We start from the raw sequence: 23779 nt of genomic DNA on the forward strand, positions 1-23779 counted from the left end.
ACTGACCATGACGGGGATCGTCAAGGAGTTCCCCGGCGTACGGGCGTTGGACGGTGTCGATCTCGATGTCCGGGCCGGCGAGGTGCATTGCCTGCTCGGGCAGAACGGCGCCGGCAAGTCCACGCTGATCCGGGTGCTGACCGGTGCGCACCAGCCGGACGCCGGCACGATTCGTCTCAACGACGAGCCGGTCCAGCTGAACAGCCCGACCGCGGCGATCGAGCGCGGTATCGCCGCGATCTACCAGGAACTCGACCTGGTGCCCGAGCTGACCGTTGCCGAGAACATCTTTCTCGGCAACGAGCCGTCCCGCTTCGGCTTCAGCCGGGCCCACGAGGCGACCACGAAGGCGCGGGAGATCCTGGCCGGTCTCGGGCACGCCGAGATCCCCACCCATCGGACGGTCGGTTCGCTGCCGGCCGCCGGGCAGCAGGTCGTCAGCATGGCCAGGGCGCTGTCCCGGGACGCTCGACTGATCGTGATGGACGAGCCGTCCGCGGTCCTCGATCCGGAAGAGGTGTCGAACCTGTTCCGGGTGATCCGCGGCCTGACCGAACGCGGTGTCGCGGTCGTCTACATCTCGCACCGGCTCGAGGAGATCCGCCAGATCGGCAACCGGGTCACGGTCCTGAAGGACGGCGCGACTGTCGCCACCGGACTCGATGCGCGCGACACCCCGACCAGGGAACTCATCCGGCTGATGACCGGCCGCTCGATCGAGTACGTCTTCCCGCCGCGCAACGAGATCCCCACCACGGCGCCCGTCATACTCGAGGTCATCAACCTGAGCCGGCCCGGTGAGTTCGCCGGCATCGAGTTCAGCGTCCGCGCGGGGGAGATCGTCGGACTGGCCGGACTCGTCGGGTCCGGGCGTTCCGAAGTACTTGAGACCGTGTACGGCGCACGTCGGCCGGCGACCGGGTTCGTCAAGGTCGACGGCGTCGCGCTGCGGCCGGGGCGGGTGCAGGCCGCGGTGAAGGCGGGGATCGGGCTCGCGCCGGAGGAACGGAAGAGTCAGGCGCTGCTGCTGGACGAGGCCGTGTACAAGAACATCACGGTGTCGACGCTGGGACGCTTCGCCAGCGCGGGATTCCTGAACAACCACGCCGAGCGAGAAGCGGCTGCGAAGTTGACCCGGACGTTGGATGTTCGTCCGGTCGGCGTGGACCAACCGGTCCGGAACTTGTCCGGCGGCAATCAGCAGAAGGTCGTGCTGGCTCGCTGGTTGCTGCGCGACTGCCGGGTGCTGCTGCTCGACGAACCGACGCGCGGCGTCGACGTCGGTGCACGCTCGGAGATCTACACGCTGATCCGCACGCTGGCGGCCAACGGGGTCGCGATCGTGCTGGTCTCCAGTGAAGTCGAGGAAGTGCTCGGTCTGTCCGACCGGGTCGTCGTACTGCGGGAGGGGCGTTCCGTCCACACGGGACCCGCACAAGCCATCGACGAACACCAGGTCCTCGACCTGGTGATGGAAGGAAGTGCGGTGTGATGAGTGAGGACATCACAACCCCTGAAACGACACCGTCTACTCAAGCGACAGTGACCCCACCGGCTACCCGGAACTCGGCCAGGCTGATGAGATCCGGTGTCGGACGCAACCTTGGTCTGGTCGTTGCGCTGGTTGTCCTTTGCATCGTCGGGGTGATCACGGCCGGCGATACGTTCGCGACTGGTGCGAACGTGCTGACGATTCTGCGGCTGGCGGCGGTTATCGGCGTGGTCAGTGTCGGGATGACGTTCGTGATCACCGGGGGCGGGATCGATCTGAGCGTCGGCGCGATGGTCGCGCTGGCGTCAGTTTGGGCGACTACGTTGGCGACCCAGCAACTGGCTGCCGACTTCCACTGGATCTTCATGGTCACGACCGCGCTGGTGGTCGGCGCCGCGTGTGGTCTGGTCAACGGGCTCCTCGTTGCCTACGGCAAGATCGTGCCGTTCATCGCGACGCTGGCGATGCTGGCGGCGGCGCGTGGTCTGGCCGAGATCATCTCCGACCGGAAGACCCAGATCATCACGGTCAACTCGTTCGTCGACTTCTTCGGCGGCTCGCTGCTCGGCGTACCGGTGCTGGTCTGGATCTTCCTGCTGGTCGCCGCGGCCGGCTGGGTGGTGCTGAACCGGACCACCTTCGGCCGCCGTACCTTCGCCGTCGGCGGCAACGCCGAGGCCGCCCGCCTCGCGGGTATCAAGGTTCAGCGTCACACCGTGGCGCTGTACGTCCTGGCCGGGCTGTGCTGCGGGATCGCCGCGGTGATGCTGATGGCGCGGACGACAACGGGGAGCTCCACCCACGGTCAGTTGTACGAACTGGACGCGATCGCGGCGGTGGTGATCGGCGGCACGCTGCTGTCCGGTGGCCGCGGCACGATCGTTGGCACGGTGATCGGCGTACTGATCTTCACGACGTTGAACAACGTCTTCACCCTGAACAACCTGAGCATCTCCGCCCAGTCGGTGGCGAAGGGCGCGATCATCGTGGTCGCCGTCCTGCTCCAGCAGCGCCTCGCCCGCAGCAGCAACACCTAGTTCTGAGGAGGACAAGGATGTCCCGTTCCGCCCGAACACTCGTCCTGGCCGGGGTGAGCGTGCTCGCCCTCACGGCCTGTACCGGTAACACCCCGAAGGCCGAGGAGAACGCCGGCAACGCGCCGGCCAACCAGGCCGCCGTCAAGAACGACGAGCCCGGTAAGAAGGTCAAGATCGGCTTCTCCGCACCGGCCGCCGACCACGGCTGGATGGGCGCCATCACCAAGGCGACCCAGGCCGAGGCGAAGAAGTACTCCGACGTCGAGCTGGTCGTTGCCGAGGGCACCAACGATGTGAACCTGCAGATCAGCCAGGTGGAGACGTTCATCAACCAGAAGGTCGACGCCATCGTCCTGCTGCCGTTCGACGGGGCCGCGCTCACCCCGGTCGCGACGAAGGCGATGGAGGCCGGAATCACGGTGATCAACGTCGACCGCGAGTTCGACAGCCCGTTCGCCGCCCGTACGACGGTGCTCGGTGACAACCATGGGATGGGCGTGTCGGCCGGCACGTACATCTGCGACCAGTTGAAGGGCAAGAAGGACGCGGTGGTCGCGGAGATCGCCGGGATCGACTCGCTGCCGTTGACTCAGGACCGCAGCAAGGGCTTCAAGGAAGCGCTGGCCGACTGCGGCCTGAAGGTGAACAACCGGGTCGCCGCCGAGTTCACCGTCGAGTCCGGTGAGAAGGCCGCCGCCAACCTGTTGCAGGCGGCACCGAAGATCGACGCGATCTGGAACCACGACGACGACCAGGGTGTCGGCGTGATGGCCGCGATCAAGAACTCCGGCCGCAAGGAGTTCTTCGTGGTCGGCGGGGCCGGCTCGGCGAACGTGATGCGGGACATCAAGTCCGGCAGCTCGTTGCTGAAGGCCACCGTCATCTACCCGTCCACGCAGGGTGCCGACGGCATCCGGCTGGCCCGGCTGCTGGTGCAGAAGAAGGCCCTCGGCGACCTGGTGGAGGTCGAGGTGCCGCGCACGGTCCAGCTGTACGCGCCGGTGGTGACCAAGGACAACGTGGACCAGTACCTACCCACTGCATTCGAGAGCTGATTGGAGAGTTATGAGTGACCTGGGCATCGGCCTGATCGGCTACGCGTTCATGGGAGCGGCCCATTCGCAGGCCTGGCGGAGCGCACCGCGCTTCTTCGACCTGCCGCTGAACCCTGCCATGAACGTGTTGTGCGGTCGCAACGCCGAGGCTGTGCAAGCGGCCGCCACCAAGCTGGGCTGGAAGGAGACCGAGACCGACTGGCGCAAGCTGCTCGGCCGCGACGACGTCCAGCTGGTCGACGTGTGCACGCCGGGCGACAGTCACGCCGAGATCGCCATCGCCGCCCTGGAAGCCGGCAAGCACGTGCTGTGCGAGAAGCCGCTGGCGAACACCGTCGAGGAGGCCGAGGCGATGACCGCCGCGGCCGAGGCGGCCAGGGCCAAGGGGATCAGGTCGATGGTCGGGTTCACCTACCGCCGGGTGCCGGCCATCGGGCTGGCCCGCCAGCTCGTTGCCGAGGGCAAACTCGGTACGATCCGGCACGTCCGGGCGCAGTACCTGCAGGACTGGATCTCCGACCCGGAGGCGCCGCTGTCGTGGCGGCTGGACAAGGAGAAGGCGGGCTCCGGCGCACTCGGCGACATCGGCGCGCACATCGTCGACATGACGCAGTACATCACCGGTGACACCATCGGCGAGGTCAGCGCGCGGCTCGAGACGTTCGTCAAGGAACGGCCGGTCGCGGCGGAGCACTCGGGTCTTGCCGGTACGGCGGGGACCGAACGCGGACCCGTCACGGTCGACGACGCGGCTGTCTTCCTGGCCACCTTCCGGTCCGGCGCGCTCGGCGTCTTCGAGGCGACCCGGTTCGCGACCGGCCGCAAGAACGCGATCCGGATCGAGATCAACGGGAGCCTCGGAAGTCTGGCGTTCGACTTCGAGGACATGAATCTCCTGCACTACTACGACGCAGGAGAAGACTCGAGGACCGCGGGTTTCCGCCGCATCCTCGTCACCGAACCCGCCCACCCTTACGTCGCCGCCTGGTGGCCGCCCGGCCACCTGCTCGGTTACGAACACGGGTTCACCCATCAGGTCGTCGACCTGGTCAATGCGATCGCCGAAGGAGTCGATCCGACACCGTCGTTCGCCGACGGGCTGCAGGTCCAGCGAGTGCTGGCCGCGGTCGAGACCAGTTCGACGTCACGACAATGGCAGGAGATTCCTGAATGAGTAGCTATACCCCGACCAAGGACGACAAGTTCTCCTTCGGTCTGTGGACCGTAGGCTGGGAAGGCGTCGACGTCTTCGGTACCGCGGTCCGCCCGCGGATGGACCCGGTGCACGCGGTCGAGAAGCTCGCCGAACTGGGCGCCGCCGCGGTCACGTTCCACGACGACGACGTCGTACCCGACGACGCCACTCGCGGCCAGGTGCTCGAGCGTTTCACGAAGGCCCTGGCCGACACCGGCCTGGTCGTCGAGATGATGACCACGAACCTGTTCAGTCATCCCGTCTTCAAGGACGGCGGCCTGACCGCCAACGATCGTCAGGTACGGCGGTACGCGCTGGCCAAGGTGCTCCGCAACGTCGACCTCGCGGCCGAGCTCGGCGCGTCGACGTACGTGCTCTGGGGCGGTCGCGAAGGCGCCGAGTCCGGTGGTTCGAAGGACGTGCGGGCCGCGCTGGATCGGTACAAGGAGTCGATGGACCTGCTGTGCGCGTACGTGCGCGAGCAGGGGTACAACATCCGCTTCGCGATCGAGCCGAAGCCGAACGAGCCGCGCGGTGACATCCTGCTGCCGTCGATCGGGCATGCGATTGCCTTCATCAACGATCTCGCCGATCCCGAGCTGGTCGGGATCAACCCCGAGGTCGGGCACGAGCAGATGGCTTCGCTCAACTACGCGCACGGGATCGCGCAGGCGCTGTGGCACGGGAAGCTGTACCACATCGACCTGAACGGGCAGCACGGTCCGCGGTTCGACCAGGACCTGCGGTTCGGTGCCGGGAACCTGCGGGAGGCCTTCTGGACGGTCGACGTACTGCAGGGAGCCGGAAGCTACCCGGCGTACGACGGGTACATCCACTTCGACTACAAGCCGCCGCGGACCGAGGACGAGGAAGGCGTCTGGGAGACCGCCCGTGGCTGCATGCGGAACTACCTGATCCTGCGCGACAAGGTGCAGGCGTTCCGTGCCGACCCCGAGGTTGCGGAGGCACTCGCCGACGCACGGGTCGCGGAGTTGTCCGAACCCACCCTGGCCGAGGGTGAGTCGCTGGACGAGCTCCGCAACGCGAAGTACGACCGGGAAGCGCTGGCCGAGCGCGGTCTCGGGTTCGAAAAGCTGGACCAGCTGGCGATGGAGCACCTGCTCGGCGTTCGTTGATCCGGTAGTGGTCCCGCGCAGGGCAGAGCACGGGATTCGTAGTGATGGAGCGCGCACCCTTATCCGTCCCATGAGGAGCTCCGCATGATCCAGCTACGCAGACCTGGCACGTTGGTGTGCCTTCTCGTGCTCGCCCTGATCGCGGCTTTGCTGGCACCGTTGCCAGCCAGGGCCCACCCTGGTCACGGTGACGAGACTTTCAACGCCCTGATCTTCAGCAAGACGGCCGGCTTCCGGCACGACTCGATCCCGGCCGGCATCCAGGCGATCACCGAGCTGGCGACCGAGAACGGCTTCACGGTCACCGCCACCGAAGACGCCACCATGTTCAACGACACCGAGCTGGCGAAGTACGAGGTCGTCATCTGGCTGTCCACGACCGGTGACGTGCTGAACGCCGACCAGCAGGCCGCCTTCGAGCGGTACATCCGGGCCGGTGGCGGGTACGCCGGTATCCACGCTGCCTCCGACACCGAGTACGACTGGCCCTGGTACGGCCAGCTCGTCGGCAGCTACTTCGACAGCCATCCCGCAGGTACGCCGACCGCGACCGTGAAGGTGGAGGACCACGCCCACCCGTCGACGGCCGATGCGCCGACGCTGTGGCAGCGGACCGACGAGTGGTACAACTACCGCACCAACCCGCGCGGCACCGTCCACGTGCTCGCCTCACTCGACGAAACGTCGTACACGGGCGGGAACATGGGGCCTGAGCACCCGATCACCTGGTGTCAGGACTACGACGGCGGCCGCGCCTGGTACACGGGCATGGGTCACACGATCGAGTCGTACTCCGATCCCACCTTCCGCAAGCAGCTGCTGGGCGGCATCAAGACTGCTGCCGGTGTCGAGCCGGCGGACTGTGGCGCGTCGCTGAGCGACAGCTACGAGAAGGTGACGCTGGACGACGACACGTCGAACCCGATGGAGCTTTCGATCGCCGACGACGGCCGGGTGTTCTACATCGACCGGAACGGCGCGGTGAAGATCATCAAGACCGACGGAACCGTCGTCACAGCGGGCACGCTGGACGTCTACACCGGCCAGGAGTTCGGCCTGCTCGGGATCGCACTGGACCCGGCCTTCGCGACGAACGGTTTCATCTATCTCTACAACTCCCCGGTGGGCACCGAGCCCTTCGATCAGGTCTCGCGCTTCAAGGTGACTGGTGACACGCTTGAGCTCGCGAGCGAGAAGCAGGTACTGCGGATCGACACGCAACGGGACCAGTGTTGCCATGCCGGCGGTGCGCTGGAGTTCGATGGCAACGGCAACCTTTTCGTTGCCACCGGCGACAACAGCAACCCGTTCGACTCCGACGGGTACGCGCCGCTGGACGAGCGACCGGGCCGCGCGGCCTGGGACTCGCAGCGGAGCGCGGCCAACAGCAATGCCCTGAACGGCAAGATCCTCCGGATCCACCCGGAGGCGGACGGTTCGTACACGATCCCGGCCGGCAACCTGTTCGCGCCGGGTACGGCGAAGACGCGGCCGGAGATCTACGCGATGGGCTTCCGCAACCCGTTCCGGATCGGGATCGACCCGACCACGAACCACCTGTTCGTCGCGGACTACGGACCTGACGCCGGCGCGGTCTCGCCGACCCGCGGTCCGGACGGCCGGGTCGAGTGGAACATCCTCGCCAAGCCCGGGTTCTACGGCTGGCCGTACTGCGTCGGCGCGAACACGCCGTACAACGACTACGACTTCGCCACCGGTACGTCGGGGCCGACGTTCGACTGCAACGCGCCGGTCAACGAGTCGCCGAACAACACCGGCATCACCCAGTTGCCGGCCGCGATCCCGGCGACGATGTGGCAGGGCAAGTCCACGACCGGCGTACCGGAGATCGGTGGCAGTGGCGCGCCGATGACGAGTGGGGCTTACAAGTACGACGCTGCGAACCCGTCGGACCGGAAGTGGCCGCAGTACTTCGACGGCAAGGCGGTGTGGGCCGACTGGAACGACAGCCGGCTGTTCTCGGTGCAGCTGAACGACGACCGGACCGGCGTTGCCGACGTGTCGCGGATGTTGCAGAAAATGAACTTCATCCGGCCGCACGCGTTGCAGTTCGGACCGGACGGCGCGCTGTACGTGATCGAGTGGGGGAGCGGGTTCGGTGGCAACAACGCCGACTCGGGGATCTACCGGATCGACTATGTACAAGGGAATCGGGCACCGATCGCGCAGTTCACCACCGACAAGACGTCCGGTCCCGTCCCGTTGACGGTCGCCTTCGACTCGACCGGATCGCGTGATCCGGACGGGCAGCCGGTGACGCTGGCCTGGGACTTCGACGGCAACGGTACGACGGACAGCACCGACGCCAAACCGTCGTACACCTATGCGAGCGCCGGCGTGTTCACGGCACGGTTGACTGTGACTGATCCGGATGGTCGTACTGCGGTCTCGAACCGGACGATCACGTCTGGGAACACCGCGCCGACGATCACCGTGCAGGCGCCGGTCGACGGTGGGTTCTTCGACTTCGGCGACACGATCCACTACAAGGTGACGGTCACCGATCCCGAGGATGGCGTTGTCGACTGCAACGACGTGATCACCCAGCCGGCCCTCGGGCACGACGAGCACGCGCATCCGTACGAGCAGTATCACGGGTGCGAGGGTGACTTCCCGCTGCCCGGCGACCAGGGCCATGTCGGCGCGAACATCTTCGGCATCGTCACCGTCACGTACACGGACAAGGGTGCGCCGGGGACGGGCAAGATCACGACCCAGAAGGTGGTCCAGCTGCAGCCGAAGACCCGGGAGGCCGAGTTCTTCAACGAGACCGGCGGGCCTGGATCGGCGCCCGGCGTACAGGTCGAGGACACCGGTGACACCGCGGGTGGAGGCAAGAACATCGGGTTCATCGAGGACGGCGACTGGTGGGGCTGGAAGCCGACCAACCTGACCAACATCAACCAGCTCCAGTTGCGGGCCGCGTCACCGGACACCGGTGCCACCGTCGAGGTCCGGCAGGGATCGCCCACGGATGGTCCGGTTGTGGCAACGATCCAGGTGTCGCCGACCGGTGGTTGGCAGACGTACGGCGACTTCACCGGTCCGGTCAGTGGTGCGTCGCTGGACAGTGGGCCGTTGTACTTCGTGAAGACGACCGGGCAGCTGAACGTCAACTGGGTGAAGTTCATCGGCAAGGGCGTGACGGAGAACGAACGACCTGACGTGACGGTGACAGCGTCCGTGACCCAGGGCAAGGCGCCGTTGGCAGTCGACTTCACCGCGGCGGCGACCGATCCCGAAGGTGACCTGCCGCTGACCTACGCCTGGAGCTTCGGCGACGGTGGAACGGCAACTGGAGCAACCGCGAGTCATACCTTCACGACGCCGGGCACGCACACGGCCGTCGCGACGGTCACCGACGCGCGGGGAGCCGCGGGGACCGCGAAGGTCAACATCACCGTGGACGCCCCGACGCTGCCGACCTGCCTGACCGGCCGGTCCGACGGCTTCGAGGATACGGCGCTTGACACCGGACGCTGGTCGTCCGTTGTCCGGGGCAACCAGGAACTGTCGGTTGCCAACGGCAATCTGTCGATCCCGTTGACCGCGACGGACATCTACGGCACCGGCAACACCGGTACGCCGAACCTCGTCCTGCAACCACTGCCCGCGGGAGCCTGGTCGGCGACGACCAAGGTGACGTTGCCGGCGCGACTGGCGTATCAGCAGGCCGGGCTGATCGTGTACGGCGACGACGACAACTACGCGAAGATGGTGATCCAGGGCCGGTCGACCGGTGATCCGTCGGCGGCCGACCGGATCTTCCAGTTCATTCGTGAGGAGAACGGCGTACCGAACGAGGTGGCGGCGTCGAACACAGCCAACCTCGGGGAGGCGTATCCGGACGCGGTGTGGGTCCGGCTCACGTCGGACGGCGCGAACCTGAAGGCGGCGTACAGCGCGGATGGTGCGACGTTCACCGAGATGCCGGAGACGAAGCAGCTCGCCGGGATCACGAACCCACGGATCGGTCTGTTCGGGCTGGCGAACCGGACCGAGGCGCTACCGATCACGGCGTCGTTCGACTACTTCACGATCACCCCGGACGACACCGCCGAGCAGCCGACGCCGGACGACGAGTTCACCGGCACCTCGCTGGACGCGTGCCGCTGGACGGACGTCGTACGACCGGATCCTGCCGCCTACCGGGTGACCGGTGACGGGCTGGAGATCGACACCAGCAACGGCGACATCTACGGCGGTACGGCGACCAACCCGCGCAACCTCGTACTGCAGCCGACGCCGGACGGCGACTGGACGATCGAGACGAAGGTCGACGCGTCGTCATTCGACGAAGCCTTCCAGCAAGCCGGCCTGATGGTCTATGCGGACGACGCGAACTACGTGAAGCTCGACTACCTCACGACCAACGCAGCCGGATCAGCTGTTGCCCGTGGCATCGAGCTTCGGAGTGAGGTGGCTGACGTTGTGCAGTTGACGCAACCGAACGCTCCGGCTCCGACGCAGGGCGTTTGGTATCTCCGGATCAGCAAGTCCGGCTCGACGTTCACCGGGTCCTACAGCTCGGAGGGTGTCGCGTGGAACGCTCTCTCACCGGTGACCAACACCGCGCTGGCAGCTGCGAAGTTCGGCGTCTACGCGTTCGGGGTGGATCAAACCGCATCGAAGACGGCGAAGTTCGACTACTTCAAACGAGTCACGGACACGGTGGCTCCGACCGTCACGCTGGGCCTCGATCCCTCGACACCATCGGGTCAGGCCGGGTGGTGGACCGCTCCGGTGAGTGCCACTGCGATGGGCGTGGACGACCAGGGTGGTCAGGTGTATCTGGAACAGAAGGTTGGTGACGGCAACTGGTCCGAGTGCACCGCACCGGTCACGCTCTCGACGGACGGCACTCACACGCTGTCGGTCCGCGCGAGTGATACCGCGGGCAACGTCTCGGAGCCGGCAACCGTCACGGTCAAACTCGACCAGAGCCCGCCCACAACAACGGTCACCGGTCTACCGGCCACCCTCGGCGTCGCTTCGACCACCACGGTCGTAGCAACTGTCGCGGACGCGCTGTCCGGACCGGGCGCCGCCACGCTGGCTGTGGACGGTAAGGCGACGACGGGGAGCCTTGACGGCGTCGCTCTAGGCCTCGGTGCACACACGCTGTCGGCTACAGCTACCGACAAGGCCGGCAACACCTCGGTGACGAAGGTTCCGTTCACCGTGGTCGCGTCGTACGCCGAAGCGGTCAAGCTCGTCGATCGCTACCGTCTTGGCGGAAAGGTGCCGTTGGCAACAGCCGTTGTGATGAAGATCCAGCTCGGCCTGGCCGAGCGCGCTGCGGGCCGTGGGCAACCATTGGTCGCCGCGGTCGCGCTGAACCTGTACCTGGCTCAGGCCCGGACCGTCCGGGACGTGCCCGCAAGAACCCTGCTGACCGCGGTCGGACAGGACCTGAAGGCACGGCTCGGCTGATGACGTCGCCGTGGGAACTCGCTGCCGTACACCTGCCGCCGCCCCGGCTGGTTCGGCCCCAGACGGGCGACGGTAACGCGAGTCCCACGGTGACCGTCCCCGGCGGCGGCCTCGCGCTCCGGACGCCGCCGGGGACACCCCTGCTGTAACACGACAAGGAGAAGACGAATGGCTCGACCGATCACGTTGTTTACCGGGCAGTGGGCCGACCTCCCGTTCGAGGAGGTGGCACGGCTGGCGTCCTCGTGGGGTTACGAGGGGCTCGAGATCGCCTGCTGGGGCGACCATCTCGACGTACGGCGTGCTGCCGAGGACCCGGCGTACGTCCAGGACCGCCTGGACATCCTGGCGAAGTACAACCTGAAGGTGTGGACGATCTCGAACCACCTGCTCGGTCAGGCCGTCTGCGACGACCCGATCGACCAGCGGCATCAGGCGATCCTGCCCGCGCACATCTGGGGCGACGGTGACCCGGAGGGTGTGCGGCAACGGGCCGCCGAGGAGATGAAGACGACGGCCCGGGCCGCGCGAGCTCTCGGCGTCGACGTGGTCGTCGGGTTCACCGGGTCGTCGATCTGGAAGACGGTCGCGATGTTCCCGCCGGTACCGCCGGCGATGCTCGAGGCTGGCTACCAGGACTTCGCCGATCGATGGAATCCGATCCTCGATGTGTTCGACGAGGTGGGGGTGAAGTTTGCCCACGAGGTGCATCCCTCGGAGATCGCGTACGACTACTGGTCGACCGTCGCGACGCTGGAGGCGATCGGGCACCGGCCGGCGTTCGGCCTGAACTGGGACCCGTCCCACTTCGTCTGGCAGGACCTGGACCCGGTGGGCTTCCTGTGGGACTTCAAGGACCGGATCTACCACGTCGACTGCAAGGACGCGAAGCGCCAGGTCGGCAACGGCCGCAACGGGCGGATGGGTTCGCACCTCGCCTGGGGCGACCCGCGCCGCGGCTGGGACTTCGTGTCCACCGGGCACGGGGACGTCCCGTGGGAGGCGTGCTTCCGGATGCTCAACACGATCGGGTACGACGGCCCGATCTCGGTGGAGTGGGAAGACGCCGGGATGGACCGACTGGTCGGCGCCGCCGAAGCCGTCCAGTTCGTCCGCTCGCTGGCCTTCGACGCGCCGACCGCGTCCTTCGACGCGGCGTTCTCGTCCTAGAGTCCTAGAGCTTGCCGAAGAACGCTCGGAGGTCCTCGATCACCAAGTCGGGGACCTCCAGCGCGGCGAAATGCCCACCGCGGTCGAACTCGGTGTAGTGCACGACGTCGAACTCCCGCTCGACCAGCTTGCGAACGGTGCTGTCGTTGGGAAACACGGCGAGGCCTGTCGGAACCGGACAGTGGGTGACCTCGGCACCCCACGATGACTGGCTTTCGCGGTACAGCCTGGCCTGTGAGCCAGCAGTGCCGGTCAGCCAGGTCAGCGTCACGGTGTCCAGGATCTTGTCGTTGCTGATGGCACCGATCCGGTGGCCGTAGTCGTCGTACCACTCCAGGTTCCAGGCCAGCTGACCAACGGGGGAGTCCACCAGCGCATACGCCAGCGTCTGCGGTCGCGTGCCCTGGATCGACGCGTACCCGGACCGCTCCGCCTGCCACCGATCCAGCCCACTCAACCGCTGCTGCTCGGCCTCCGTCAGCTCCTCACCCTGCGGAAACGCCAAGTAGCCGTCCAGGTGCAGACCGACCACCCGTTCCGGCGCCAACCGGGCGAGCGCCGGCCCGATGCGCGCACCCCAGTCGTAGCCGTGTACGCCGTACCGTTCGTATCCGAGCTGCTCCATCAACGTCGCCCACGCCCGCGCGATCCGGTCGACGCCCCAGCCGGTCGCGGTCGTCGGGCCGGAGAACCCGAAGCCCGGCATGGTCGGGATCACCAGGTCGAAGTCCTCGGCGAGCGGCTCGATCAGCTCCAGGAAGTCGGAGCTCGCTCCCGGCCAGCCGTGCAGCAGAAGCAGCGGCGGCCGCGACGACTTCGTGTGGATGTATTGCACCCGCTGCCCGTCGATCTCGGTCACATACTGCGGATGCGCGTTGAGCCGGTCCTCGAACCGCCGCCAGTCGTACGACGTACGCCAGTACTCCGTGATCTCCTTCAGCCGGTCGCGCTCCACGCCGTACGACCAATCCGCCTCCGGCAACTGATCCGGCCACCTGGCTGCGCCGAGGCGTCGTTGCAACTCGTCCAGCTCTGTCTGCGGTACTTCTGCCCGAAAGTCCATACGGCCGACACTAGAAGGGGTAGCGGACACCGGGTGACCGCTGCGGCTACTCTCGGCCTATGAGTGCTGGAAAGTACACCGCGCGCATCGTGGAGGTCCCGGACCACGGCATCAAGCTGGAGCCGGGGGAGGGCACGACTGTCCCGGAAGAGCCGAACGAGGTGAACCTGCTCGGAATGGCGATCGCGCTCGCACTCGGAGCAGCCGGCTACCGGCACCACGAGGAACAGCGCGATCCTGAGTTGCAGACGCTGGACGCCTTGCTCGCGGGTGATGCGGTCATGCCGTGGAAGCCGGCCGAGTCCGGCAGTACGGCGTACATAGTTTGTGAACTGAACGATGGCCGGCCGACGTGCGAGGTTCGGCCCACAGCGGAGTGACCTGGCCGGAGGCGCCGCCGTTGCCGCGGCCGCGCATCCTGCGGCAGCGATGGCTTGATCTGACCTTCCTGCATTGGGCGCTCGACCCGGCCGAGGTCGCGCACTTCTTCCCGCCCGGCACCCGCCCGGACACCTTCGAGGGACGCACGTACGTCGGTCTGGTGCCCTTCCGCATGGTCGATACAGGTCTGCCGCGCGGGCCGGGCGTTCCGTATCTCGGCTCGTTCCTGGAAACGAACATCCGCCTGTACTCGATCGACGACACGGGCCGGCGCGGTGTCGTCTTCCTCAGCCTCGACGCTGATCGCCTGGCCGTGGTCGCCACTGCGCGGACCGTCTTCGGGCTCCCGTACCGGTGGGCCAGCATGACCCACGAACGCAAGGGCAATCTCCAGACCTACACATCGACCCTCCGCCACTCGCGTGTTGAGGCAAGCGTCGGGATCGAGCAGGGTCCGCGCCTCTGGGCGGGCCCGCTCGAGAACTTCTTGACCGCGCGTTGGGGTTTGCATATCCATCGCTTCGGACGCACCTGGTACCTCCCCAACGAGCACCCGCCGTGGGTCCTCCACACCGCGACGGTTACCAGCCTGAACGCAGACGCGTTGCTGACCTCGGTCGGCCTGACTCCGCCGGGCAGGCCGCCGGATCACGTCGCCTACGGCGCCGGCGTACCGGCGGCGTTCGGACTTCCCATCAGTTCCGCGGTCCCCCGAACGATGAACTCCAGGTCCACCTGACGCGCCCATCGGTTGACCTCGGTGGCAAGCGCCCGCGATCCGGCGATATCGCCTTCATCGCGGAGCAGCATGGCGAGCAGAGACTGCTGGGCCAGCGCGCCGAGCAGGTGCCCGACCTTCTGCCGCAACTCGGTCGACCGCTCCCAATGCGTCCGAGCGAGGACGAGGTCGCCGGCTGTGTGCGCGTGATCGCCGAGATGCCGCAGTGCCAGCGAGATCAACAGTTCGTCCTGGCTCTTTTCACCCAAGGCCAACGCTTCTTCGTAATGCGCGAAGGCCTGCGCGGGCTTCGTGTACAGGTTGTCGGCCATGACTCCCGCGTAGAAGTTGGCCATTCCTCGGCGAGCGTCGTCCGGTGCTTGTGCGATGAGCGCCAGAGCGCGCTCGCTGAGGTCTCCGGCAGCTCCCCCGAACAGCGCCGTCGAGTAGTCCTTCCGGAACTTGAGGAACTCGAGGTCCCACGAATCGTCGAGCACGGCTTCGAGGGCGGCCGATCCGTGGTTCGTCCGTTGAGCGAAGTCCTGGTCGACCGCGACCTCGGCGAGCGCCAGCGTCAGTGTCGCGCGCTCGGCCGGATCCTCGGCGTTGGTGGCGGTCAGCAGGGCGGTCGCGGCGGTCCATTGGCCGGCCCGCATCAGGTGAGTGGCGGCGGTGACGACATCGATGGCGGCAAGTTGACTCATGCCACGACGGTATTTCGACATCGAAATATTTGACAACTAACCTTCAGTGGCTGAAAAGTTAGTCCGGTGAAGGATTTCGTCGACGCGCACATCGAGCTCTGGGCCGGAGAGCTCGACCACCTCGACCGCGACGTCGAGGGCATCACGGTCCGGCTCCAGGTCCTGACGCGGTACCTCGACCGCCGCCGGGAAGCCGTCCTCGCCGCGTACGGGCTGCAGTCTTGGGAGTTCAAGACGCTCCACATGCTCCGCCGCGGCGGGACGCCGTACCGTGCGACGCCCGGGGAGCTGGCCAGGCAGCTCGGCATGTCCGCGGCCGCGCTGACCAACCGGATCGACGCGCTGGTACGCCGTGGGTACGTCGAGCGCACGCAGGACCGCGACGACCGCCGCAAGGTCGTCGCGACGCTCACGCCCGCCGGCAGAGAGCTCTGGGAGCGCGGGATCGGCGACATCCAGCGGGTGGAGGAGGAGCTGATCCACCACCTGTCCGCCGGTGACCGGACCCGCCTCGACGACCTGCTCCGGAGCCTGGTCCTGGTCACCGAGAAAGATTCTTAGCTGGGCATGTCAAGTTCGCCCGGTCCGGTCCGACGTACCTGTGTAAGCGCCGAGAGACCGGAGGACGGACTGATGGAACCGCTGAACCTGATGGTGTCGCTGAGCCACTTCGCCAACGACAAGCCGAAAAACCGGCACGGCCTGAGCCAACCGGCCGGTCGTCGGCGGAGGCTTTCGGCACGGTGGAATGTGCGGCGGTTGGTCCTTCGCCGTGCCAGAGTCCTCACGTGACCGATGCCTCGAAGCGCGAGCAGTTGCTCGCCGTGTACGACGACCAGCTGCGCGGGACGAGTGAGAGCGCGGACGTGCCGACGAGCATGGACGGGCCGGTGATCCGGGTCGAGTACCCGAACCGTGGATTCGTCAGCTACCGCTCGCTCGACGGTCTCGACAGCGCTGCCGTCGACGCGCTGATCGCCCGGCAGCGGGACTACTTCGCCGCCAAGGGCCAGGCGGTCGAGTGGAAGCTGCGCGGTCACGACCTGCCTGCTGACCTGCCGGACCGGTTGCGGGCGGCCGGATTCGAGCCCGAGGAGCAGGAGACCGTACTCGTCGCGGAGAGCGCGGACATCGCTGAACGGCTGCACGGCCGCGAGTCGGTCAACGGTGTGACGATCCACCTGGTGAACGATCGCGCGGACTTCGAGCGCATCGCCGCGATGGAGTCGACGGTCTGGAACGACGACTGGTCCTGCCTGACCGACGACCTGGTACGCCGGCACGCAACCGGACTCACCGACATCTACGTCGCCGAGGCTGACGGGCAGGTGGTCTCCGCAGCGTGGGCTGTGTACAAGAAGGGCACCGAGTTCACCGGTCTGTGGGGTGGATCGACGCTCGCGGAGTGGCGGGGGAAGGGCATCTACAAGGCGTTGGTCGCGGTCCGTGCAGTGCGGGCGGTCGAGCTCGGCTACAAGTACCTCCACGTCGATGCCTCCGACGACAGCTCCCCGATCCTGCAGCGCCTCGGCTTCCTCGCGGTCACGACGACCACGCCGTACGTCCACAAGCCTTAGAGCACGCTGAATCGCGCGACCGTGCTGCGGACGTGATCGTGCATCGCCGGGCTGCCTTTGTGGCCGGCGTCGTCGAAGGCAACCAATTCCGCATTGGGCCAGGCCTGAGCGAACTGCCAGGCCGCGTCGTACGGACAGCTCAAATCGAGCCGCCCATGCATGATCACCGCCGGAATCCCTGCCAGACGCCCGGCATTGCGAAGCAGAGCCCCGTCCTCCAACCAGCCGTTGTTGGCCGCGTAGTGAGCGCAGATCCGCGCGAACGCCAACAGGTCGTCCGAGGCACGGTCGCTGAACGGAGCCGGCTTTCCGTGAGGCTCCAGCGAGAGCACGGCATCCTCCCAAGCAGACCAGTCAACCTCCGCACGACCCATCAACCAGAACGCCGGCAGCATCTCCGACACCCGCTCCGGATGCCGTTCCGCACAGGCGACTGACAACGCCGACCCCCACGACCCACCGAACGACAACCACCTCTCCACCCCAAGCTGCGCACGCAGCTGTTCCATGTCACGCAACAGATGCTCGGTCGTGTTGAGCGATATGTCCGTCGCAAGATCACTCGCGTGCGGCGTGCTGCGTCCGCAACCGCGTTGATCGAACAGGATGATCCGGTAGCGCTCCAGGTCGAACAACTTCGGCGTACCGGAAGGACTACCGGCCCCAGGGCCACCGTAAATTCAGGGGACCGGACAAGGTCACGAATGTAGCCTGACTCGTCATGGAGACTTCCGAGGTTGCGCGGGCGATTGCGGTTGCGACTTCGATTGCTGTGTCGCTTGACCTGCAGGCTGATGACGCGGTCGTTCTGCATAACTCGAACAAGTTGGCGTTGCGGTTGACGCCGTGCGACGTGTTTGCCCGGGTTGCTCCTGTGGGGCAAGAGGTTGCGCAGTTCGAGGTCGAGCTGGCTCAACGGCTTGCCGAGGTTGGATCGCCGGTAGCAGCCTTGGAGCCTCGGGTGGAGCCGCTGGTGTACACGCGTGACGGCTTCGCAGTGACGCTGTGGACCTACTACGAGCCGGTGACACCTGGCGTCTCACCGGCCGAGTTCGCCGAGGCGCTGGAGCAGCTGCACGCCGGTATGCGCAAGGTTGATCTGCCGAGCCCGCGGTTCACGGATCGGATCGCGGAGGCGGTAGAGATCGTCGGCAATGCGGAGCTCTCGCCGGAGCTCGCTGACGAGGACCGCGTGTTCCTCAGTGGCAGACTAGAAAGCCTGCGACGGGCGATCGACGACCGCGAACCCCCGGAGCAGCTGCTGCACGGCGAGCCGCATCCAGGCAACGTACTCAGCACGAAGAACGGCCCGCTGTTCATCGACTTCGAGACGTGCTGTCGTGGACCGGTCGAGTTCGATCTCGCGCATGTTCCTGCGGCGGTCTGCGAGCACTACCCGGGCATTGATCAAGGACTGCTGGACGATTGCCGGCAGCTCGTTCTCGCGATGGTCGCAGCGTGGCGTTGGGACGTCGGCGACGAGTTCCCGAACGGGAGGCGCTTCGGCGAGGAGTTCATCCGCGTGCTGCGCGCGGGTCCTCCTTGGCCGACCCTCGACATGATGATCGCCGACTAGCGGGCGGCGCGATACATCGCGTAGTGGATCGGCCCGCGGTGGGGGAGTTCCAGCTCGGCGGTCACGATGAAGCCCAACGATTCGTAGAAGCCGACGTTGGCAGGGTCCTGCGTCTCGACGAAGGCGGCAACGTGCTCGGCGTCCGCTGCTGCCAGTCCAGGCGCGATAACAGCGCGCCCGAGCCCCTGCCGCTGGAGATCCGGATCGACAGCCGCAAGAGCCAGCACCCACAAGGGCTCCGGGGGATGAAAGATCGCGGTCGCTTGCCCGTACTCCGCAGCCACCGCCGCCCGCGAACCAGAGATCTCCTGGAACGCAGCCGCATGCGGTGCAAACACGTCCGCAGCCATGGTCGGCGGGAACCACACGGCGACCGCGCTCACATCATCGGTCACCCAGATCCGGCCGTGCGGCAGACCGATCGCGCTGACGAACAGTTGGTGGTACTCCGTCAACCGCCCCGGATCGATGCACGCGAGCGTCATCGGATAGTCGCCCAAGGCCCGATCCAAGATCTCCACCGCCGCGTCGACATCCGAAGTGGTTGCCTCCCGCACCTTCATGCCCGAAGCTCCTTGACGATCAGGTCGGCGATGGCTCGCATGCCGGCCGCGTTCGGGTGATACGGCACGAACCCGCCGAGATTAGGCGGCAGCAGCGTGAACCCGGTCGTCCACGGTTCCGCCGTACCGATCGCATGGTCCAGACTCGCCGCCGACGCCGCGACCAGATCGGCGCCCGTCGCCGCAGCAGCCTTCGCGAAGGCGGCAGCCAGACCCTCCGCCATCATCGCAACGCTCGGCAGTTGCTCCTCGTTCAGCGGTACGTCGAGACGCGCCCGCGTACCCGGACCGACCAAACTCAGGTAGTCGACCAGCACGATCCGAGCCTCCGGGGAGCGCTCTCTCGCTCGCTCGACCACGGTCGTCAGCGAGTCCGCGATGGCCTGGTACGACGCCTCGTCCTTGAGGTAACTGACCCGCGCCCGGATCCGGTTCGCCACCCGGCGGCCGAAGATCGTCGCCGGTTTGGCGAGCGTGTTGAGGAAGCTCCCGCGGAGAAACGTCCCGATGTACTCGAGATCGTTGCCGCCGACGGTGATCGTGACCAGCGCCGTGTCCGGCGTGAGGGCCTCGAGCTGTGGTGGGGCGTCGTCCTGCGGGGTGTCGAGCAGGTGGGCCGTGGTTGCGCCGGAGTACGACACGTCGGTCAGGTCGAGCCCGAGCTCGGCCGCGACCAGGTGCGCGTAGTTGTTGCCCGAACGGCCCGCGGGCGGGTGCACGATCGGGCTGATCCCCGGCCCGGCCGCGAACGAACTACCAAGGGCGACGTACCGGCTGCCGGATGCGATCACCGCACCACGATAGTTGACCTGCCACCATGAGCCGACAAACCGCTTCAGGAAAGGTAATCCTCATGTACCGATTCACTCGGGGAGCCCTCACCGCGGTCGCCGCCGGTGGGCTGGCGATCGGTCTGCTCCCGTCCGCGGCGGACGCCACACCGGGGTCGGGCGTCACCGGCACGATCCTGTCGCAGACCACGGTCGGCGGGACCGACTACGTGCTGCGCGAGATCACCATCCAGCCGGGCGGCACGACGGGGTGGCACTTCCACGACGGCACGCTGTACGCGTTCGTGAAGGCGGGCACGCTGACGCACTCCGATCACGACTGCAAGACCGACGGCGTCTACCGGGCCGGCGCCGCGTTCACCGAGCCGAACGGACCCAGCCACGTCCACGTCGGCCGCAACCTCGGCACCAGGCCGATCGTGCTCGAGGTGCTCTACGTCCTCCCGCATAGCAAGCCGCTGTCCGAAGACGCACCCAACCCGGGCTGTTCGTTCCAGTAACCGTTATGTTGCGGGCAGATTCGGTTGCCCGGAGGTGCGACATACTGCGTCGGTGACTGACGACGTGTTCGGTACGACGGGGATCCGCGAGCGGGTGCTGGCCGGGTGGGAGGCCGCGCCCGTCCGCTTCCGGGAGGACGCGAACGCCGAGGAGGAACTCGCCCTCGGCGGGTACGTCGACCGCCTGGTGATCGAACTCGCGCAGAACGCCGCCGACGCCGCGGCCCGCTTGGGCGTGCGGGGTCGTGTTCTGTTCGAGTTCAGGAACCACACGCTGGTGGTGGCAAACACCGGTGCACCGCTGAACGCCGAGGGCGTCGAATCACTGGCAACCCTCCGAGCCTCCGCCAAGCGACCGGATCTCGCACCCCCGGGTGGGGAGGATCTTCTACCCGGATCGGGCGGAAATCCTCCCCAGGCCGGCGGCGGTGAGTGGGTGGCGTCGGTCGGGCGCTTCGGCGTGGGCTTCTCAGCCGTACTCGCCGTCACCGACGAACCGGTCGTCCTCTCGCGGACCGGCGGCGTCCGGTTCTCGAAGGCCGACACCGCGGCCGCGATCGCGGGGATTTCGCCTGATCTCGACACCGAGGTGCGTCGCCGCGACGGTCAGGTCCCCGTCCTCCGGTTGCCGTTCGAGGCCGACGGCGAACCACCCGCCGGGTACGACACCGCGGTCATCCTTCCGCTCCGCGACGAGGCAGCCGTCGCTCTGGTACGCCGCCTGTTGTCCGAAGCAGACGACGCGCTCCTGCTCGCCCTCCCCGGTCTGGAACGCATCGAGATCGAGACCGACGACGGACGTCGAGTCCTGGAAGACGCCGAGTCTCGCTGGTGGATCCAGCGGGCGAGCGGCGTGTTCGACGCGGCCGAACGCGAACAACTCCTCGCCGACCGCCCGACCGAGGAGCGCTCCCGCCCGAACTGGTCCGTCGTCTGGGCCCTACCCCGCACCCAAGTCCCGCCACCGGGAACGGTCCACGCGCCGACCCCCACGGACGAGCCGCTCTCGCTCGGAGCGTTGCTGTTGGCAACCTTCCCGCTCGACTCCACTCGCCGGCACGTTGCCAAAGGCCCCTTGACCGACTGGCTGGTGAAGGAAGCGGCGACGGCGTACGGCGAGCTGTTGAGGGAGCGGGCTGCCGACGGCGACAACGTGCTGGGCCTCGTGCCCACCGGGCTGGCGGCCGGAGCGCTTGATCGGGTGCTACGGGACGAGATCCTCGGGGTGCTGCCCGGCGTGGAGCTCGTCCGGGGAGTCGAGGACGACGTCGTACTCCGGCCGCGGGATGCGGTGGTGGTGGAGGGGGCGGACGATGCCTTCAACGAGGTCCTCGCACCGATCGTGCCAGGCCTGATCCGGTCGCGCCGGGAGGACCGACTGGCCCTGGATGCCTTGCAGGTAAGGCGTCTCGAGCTGTCCGAGGTCATCGACCAGCTCGGGGGAGAGGAGTCGCCAGAGTGGTGGGGCAACCTCTACACGTCCCTCACGACCATGGTCACCGACCCGTTGATCAGAGAATCGCTAGGCACCCTTCCCGTACCGCTCGCCGACGGCCGACTCGTTCGTGGCGCCCGCGGTCTGCTGCTGCCCGGACCGGAGATCCCGCTCGACACCCTCGCCGCCTTCGGTGAGTACGGCGTACGCGTAGTCCACCCCGACGCCGTCCACCCGGTCCTCGAACGACTCGGCGCGATCGCAGCCACCCCGCGATCACTCCTCGAGGACAGCGCGGTCCGCTCCGCTGTCGAGCACTCCGCCGACGCCACCGACCCGGACGCGATCGCCCACGCCGTACTCAGTCTGGTCGCCGCCGACCCCTCCCAGGCCGACGGCCTGTGGTGGCTCTCCGACCTGGTACTCCGCGATGCCGACGGCGACCTCGTGCCTGCAAACGCCTTGGTGGTCGAGGGTTCCGCAGCCCAGACCATCCTCGACGCCGACGAAGTCGCACCGATCGCCAGCGACCTCCTCGACCGCTACGGCCAGCCCGCCCTCGAAGCGGTCGGCGTCCTTGCCTCCCTCGGGGTCGTCACCGCGTCCGACGTCGCCCTGGATCAACTCCCCGAGTCGGTTCAGGACCTCGACGGCATCGAGGACTGGGCGTACGACGTCGCACCCGACGGATCCCGGTACGGCGCCGGCGTCGGAGAACTCGAAGCGATCCGCGACCTCGACTGGATCACCGACGACAGCTGGCCGAAAGCCCTGCACATCATGGGTTCTGAGCCAGATCTACGGCGCGCGCTCGTTACCCAGGTCCGCGTCGTCGGCCCGGACGACCGGCCGCTCGGCGTACCGTCGTACGCCGCCTGGTGGATCCGTGAGCACGTGATGCTCGAGGACGGCGAACCGCTCGCCGGACGCGCGGATCCCGATGCCGAACCGGTGCTCGCGAGCTTCCTCGACGATGCACCCGACTGGACGGCCGGCCTCGATCCCGAGGTCCGGACCGCGGTCGGTCTGGTCCGCGAGGTCGGCGACCTCGATGCCGACGGCATCAGCCTGGTACTCGATCGGCTGGCCGACCCGGAGCGCGAGGTCGATGAGGCAACGATCCTCCGGCTGTGGGCGCGGCTCGGCACGCTCGCGCTGTTCCCCGGTGAAGCGCCGGAACAGGTCCGAGTGCTCGGCACGGACGGCGTGACCCGGGTGACGGACGTGGATCACGCGGTCGTGATCGACGGCCCGATGTGGGTGCAGCGGGAGGACCTCGGCGGGTTCGTGATCGGGTCCGGTGCCGCGGCGGACGGGCTCAGCGACCTGCTCGACGTACCGCTCGCGCAGGATGTTGCCGAAGGCAAGATCGACGGCGAGGGTACGGCGGCCGACGTGCCGCCGATCGTCCGTGAGCTGGTGCCCGAGGTGCCGGCGACGTGGTGGGAGCACGAGGAGCTCACCGTCGACGGGGTCGAGGTGTTCTGGTGGGTGGACGCCGACGGTGCACCCCACGCGGCGACGTTCGACGGGCTCGCGAAGGCGCTCGCCTGGGCCGCGGGCCGCTGGGACCAACGCCATGTGATCCGCGCGGTTCTCAACGAACCGGACCGATCCGTCGAACTTCTGGTCGACGCCGTCTACGACTGACCGGAATCGGCCGCGGGGCCGAATCTGCACGCGGCGTGACCGCCGTTGGAAGCGTTTCCGCCTCCGGGCGTCACGCAGAGCGAGCCAACGTTGTCAAAGGTTGGTATATCGACTGATCAGCGGATATGACATCGCAGTTCCAACGTGGCAGCGAACTCTTGCCAACGTTGTCAACGCTACTTATAGTCCGTCACACCTCTCGGTCGGTGATAAGCCTGTCCGCGCAACGGAAACGGAGGTGACTTTCGTCATGAACGAGGTGTCATCCAATGGGCCGCGCCC

At 67.2% G+C, this 23779-nt stretch carries 19 protein-coding genes; 14 read left to right on the top strand and 5 right to left on the bottom strand.

Features of this window, described 5'->3' with window-relative positions; all coding sequences use genetic code 11:
• The first annotated feature begins 7 nt into the window (after positions 1–7).
• The 7 genes from EV650_RS02380 to EV650_RS02410 all read left to right on the top strand — a co-directional run bounded on the left by EV650_RS02380 (position 8) and on the right by EV650_RS02410 (position 12539).
• Entirely contained in the window at positions 8–1492 is a 1485-nt protein-coding gene (locus EV650_RS02380; RefSeq protein ID WP_238173984.1) for a sugar ABC transporter ATP-binding protein, read from the top strand.
• 86 nt (positions 1493–1578) lie between these two features.
• The gene (locus tag EV650_RS02385; protein WP_238173985.1) at positions 1579–2529 is read left to right on the top strand and encodes an ABC transporter permease; all 951 of its coding nucleotides are present in this window, start codon (positions 1579–1581) and stop codon (positions 2527–2529) included.
• Positions 2530–2546: 17 nt separating this feature from the next.
• Positions 2547–3584 (top strand): substrate-binding domain-containing protein, encoded by a 1038-nt coding sequence (locus tag EV650_RS02390; RefSeq protein ID WP_134114856.1) that lies wholly within the window; start codon positions 2547–2549, stop codon positions 3582–3584.
• Positions 3585–3594: 10 nt separating this feature from the next.
• Entirely contained in the window at positions 3595–4758 is a 1164-nt protein-coding gene (locus tag EV650_RS02395) for a Gfo/Idh/MocA family protein (RefSeq protein ID WP_134114858.1), read from the top strand.
• Entirely contained in the window at positions 4755–5915 is a 1161-nt protein-coding gene (xylA, locus tag EV650_RS02400) for a xylose isomerase (protein ID WP_134114860.1), read from the top strand. Before EV650_RS02395 ends, xylA begins: the two co-directional genes overlap by 4 nt.
• An 84-nt stretch (positions 5916–5999) precedes the next feature.
• Positions 6000–11369 carry a ThuA domain-containing protein gene (locus tag EV650_RS02405; protein WP_134114862.1) on the top strand — a complete coding sequence of 1790 codons (5370 nt, stop codon included), beginning with the start codon at positions 6000–6002 and terminating at the stop codon, positions 11367–11369.
• Positions 11370–11537: 168 nt separating this feature from the next.
• Positions 11538–12539, top strand: a complete 1002-nt coding sequence (locus tag EV650_RS02410) for a sugar phosphate isomerase/epimerase family protein (RefSeq protein ID WP_134114864.1) — start codon at positions 11538–11540, stop codon at positions 12537–12539.
• A gap of 4 nt (positions 12540–12543) precedes the next feature.
• Here the strand turns inward: EV650_RS02410 and EV650_RS02415 are convergent, their stop codons facing one another.
• Positions 12544–13602: an epoxide hydrolase family protein gene (locus tag EV650_RS02415; protein ID WP_134114866.1), complete on the bottom strand. Its 1059-nt coding sequence runs from the start codon at positions 13600–13602 to the stop codon at positions 12544–12546.
• Between the two features lie 59 nt (positions 13603–13661).
• Here EV650_RS02415 and EV650_RS02420 point away from each other — a divergent pair, with 59 nt between their 5' ends.
• Both EV650_RS02420 and EV650_RS02425 read left to right on the top strand, forming a co-directional pair.
• Positions 13662–13982, top strand: coding sequence for a hypothetical protein (locus tag EV650_RS02420; RefSeq protein WP_134114868.1), 321 nt, complete (start codon positions 13662–13664; stop codon positions 13980–13982).
• Positions 13979–14722, top strand: coding sequence for a YqjF family protein (locus EV650_RS02425; protein ID WP_202874325.1), 744 nt, complete (start codon positions 13979–13981; stop codon positions 14720–14722). The genes EV650_RS02420 and EV650_RS02425 overlap by 4 nt, the downstream gene beginning before the upstream one ends.
• Here EV650_RS02425 and EV650_RS02430 read toward each other — a convergent pair.
• A complete protein-coding gene (locus tag EV650_RS02430) occupies positions 14641–15405 on the bottom strand; it encodes a hypothetical protein (RefSeq protein ID WP_134114870.1) in 765 nt (254 codons plus the stop codon). The genes EV650_RS02425 and EV650_RS02430 overlap by 82 nt on opposite strands.
• 66 nt (positions 15406–15471) lie before the next feature.
• Here EV650_RS02430 and EV650_RS02435 point away from each other — a divergent pair, with 66 nt between their 5' ends.
• A complete protein-coding gene (locus EV650_RS02435; RefSeq protein ID WP_134114872.1) occupies positions 15472–15966 on the top strand; it encodes a MarR family winged helix-turn-helix transcriptional regulator in 495 nt (164 codons plus the stop codon).
• Between the two features lie 227 nt (positions 15967–16193).
• A complete protein-coding gene (locus EV650_RS02440; protein WP_134114874.1) occupies positions 16194–16982 on the top strand; it encodes a GNAT family N-acetyltransferase in 789 nt (262 codons plus the stop codon).
• Here the strand turns inward: EV650_RS02440 and EV650_RS02445 are convergent.
• Entirely contained in the window at positions 16979–17662 is a 684-nt protein-coding gene (locus EV650_RS02445; protein ID WP_134114877.1) for an alpha/beta fold hydrolase, read from the bottom strand. The genes EV650_RS02440 and EV650_RS02445 overlap by 4 nt on opposite strands.
• 41 nt (positions 17663–17703) lie before the next feature.
• Here EV650_RS02445 and EV650_RS02450 point away from each other — a divergent pair, with 41 nt between their 5' ends.
• On the top strand, positions 17704–18558 hold the full coding sequence (locus tag EV650_RS02450; protein WP_134114879.1) for a phosphotransferase enzyme family protein: 855 nt from the start codon (positions 17704–17706) through the stop codon (positions 18556–18558).
• Here EV650_RS02450 and EV650_RS02455 read toward each other — a convergent pair.
• Complete coding sequence (locus tag EV650_RS02455; RefSeq protein WP_134114881.1) at positions 18555–19121, bottom strand: GNAT family N-acetyltransferase; 567 nt, start codon at positions 19119–19121, stop codon at positions 18555–18557. The genes EV650_RS02450 and EV650_RS02455 overlap by 4 nt on opposite strands.
• Positions 19118–19912: an SGNH/GDSL hydrolase family protein gene (locus EV650_RS02460; protein ID WP_202874329.1), complete on the bottom strand. Its 795-nt coding sequence runs from the start codon at positions 19910–19912 to the stop codon at positions 19118–19120. Before EV650_RS02460 ends, EV650_RS02455 begins: the two co-directional genes overlap by 4 nt.
• Positions 19913–19974: 62 nt before the next feature.
• On the opposite strand from EV650_RS02460, the gene EV650_RS02465 reads away from it, so the two are divergent.
• Together EV650_RS02465 and EV650_RS02470 are read left to right on the top strand one after the other, a co-directional pair.
• Positions 19975–20412, top strand: a complete 438-nt coding sequence (locus tag EV650_RS02465; RefSeq protein WP_134114883.1) for a cupin domain-containing protein — start codon at positions 19975–19977, stop codon at positions 20410–20412.
• A 52-nt stretch (positions 20413–20464) separates the two neighbouring features.
• Positions 20465–23497 (top strand): hypothetical protein, encoded by a 3033-nt coding sequence (locus tag EV650_RS02470; protein WP_134114885.1) that lies wholly within the window; start codon positions 20465–20467, stop codon positions 23495–23497.
• The last annotated feature ends 282 nt before the right edge of the window (positions 23498–23779 follow it).

The sequence above is a fragment of the Kribbella kalugense genome (assembly GCF_004365875.1).
Taxonomy (GTDB): Bacteria; Actinomycetota; Actinomycetes; order Propionibacteriales; family Kribbellaceae; genus Kribbella; species Kribbella kalugense.

What these genes read in the sequence shown, in the direction of transcription:
- EV650_RS02415 (WP_134114866.1), bottom strand. Translation starts at nt 13,602, where the DNA reads ATGGACTTTCGGGCAGAAGTACCGCAGACAGAGCTGGACGAGTTGCAA.
- EV650_RS02420 (WP_134114868.1), top strand. Translation starts at nt 13,662, where the DNA reads ATGAGTGCTGGAAAGTACACCGCGCGCATCGTGGAGGTCCCGGACCAC.
- EV650_RS02395 (WP_134114858.1), top strand. Translation starts at nt 3,595, where the DNA reads ATGAGTGACCTGGGCATCGGCCTGATCGGCTACGCGTTCATGGGAGCG.
- xylA (WP_134114860.1), top strand. Translation starts at nt 4,755, where the DNA reads ATGAGTAGCTATACCCCGACCAAGGACGACAAGTTCTCCTTCGGTCTG.
- EV650_RS02405 (WP_134114862.1), top strand. Translation starts at nt 6,000, where the DNA reads ATGATCCAGCTACGCAGACCTGGCACGTTGGTGTGCCTTCTCGTGCTC.
- EV650_RS02465 (WP_134114883.1), top strand. Translation starts at nt 19,975, where the DNA reads ATGTACCGATTCACTCGGGGAGCCCTCACCGCGGTCGCCGCCGGTGGG.
- EV650_RS02455 (WP_134114881.1), bottom strand. Translation starts at nt 19,121, where the DNA reads ATGAAGGTGCGGGAGGCAACCACTTCGGATGTCGACGCGGCGGTGGAG.
- EV650_RS02430 (WP_134114870.1), bottom strand. Translation starts at nt 15,405, where the DNA reads ATGAGTCAACTTGCCGCCATCGATGTCGTCACCGCCGCCACTCACCTG.
- EV650_RS02410 (WP_134114864.1), top strand. Translation starts at nt 11,538, where the DNA reads ATGGCTCGACCGATCACGTTGTTTACCGGGCAGTGGGCCGACCTCCCG.
- EV650_RS02380 (WP_238173984.1), top strand. Translation starts at nt 8, where the DNA reads ATGACGGGGATCGTCAAGGAGTTCCCCGGCGTACGGGCGTTGGACGGT.
- EV650_RS02450 (WP_134114879.1), top strand. Translation starts at nt 17,704, where the DNA reads ATGGAGACTTCCGAGGTTGCGCGGGCGATTGCGGTTGCGACTTCGATT.
- EV650_RS02390 (WP_134114856.1), top strand. Translation starts at nt 2,547, where the DNA reads ATGTCCCGTTCCGCCCGAACACTCGTCCTGGCCGGGGTGAGCGTGCTC.
- EV650_RS02385 (WP_238173985.1), top strand. Translation starts at nt 1,579, where the DNA reads ATGAGATCCGGTGTCGGACGCAACCTTGGTCTGGTCGTTGCGCTGGTT.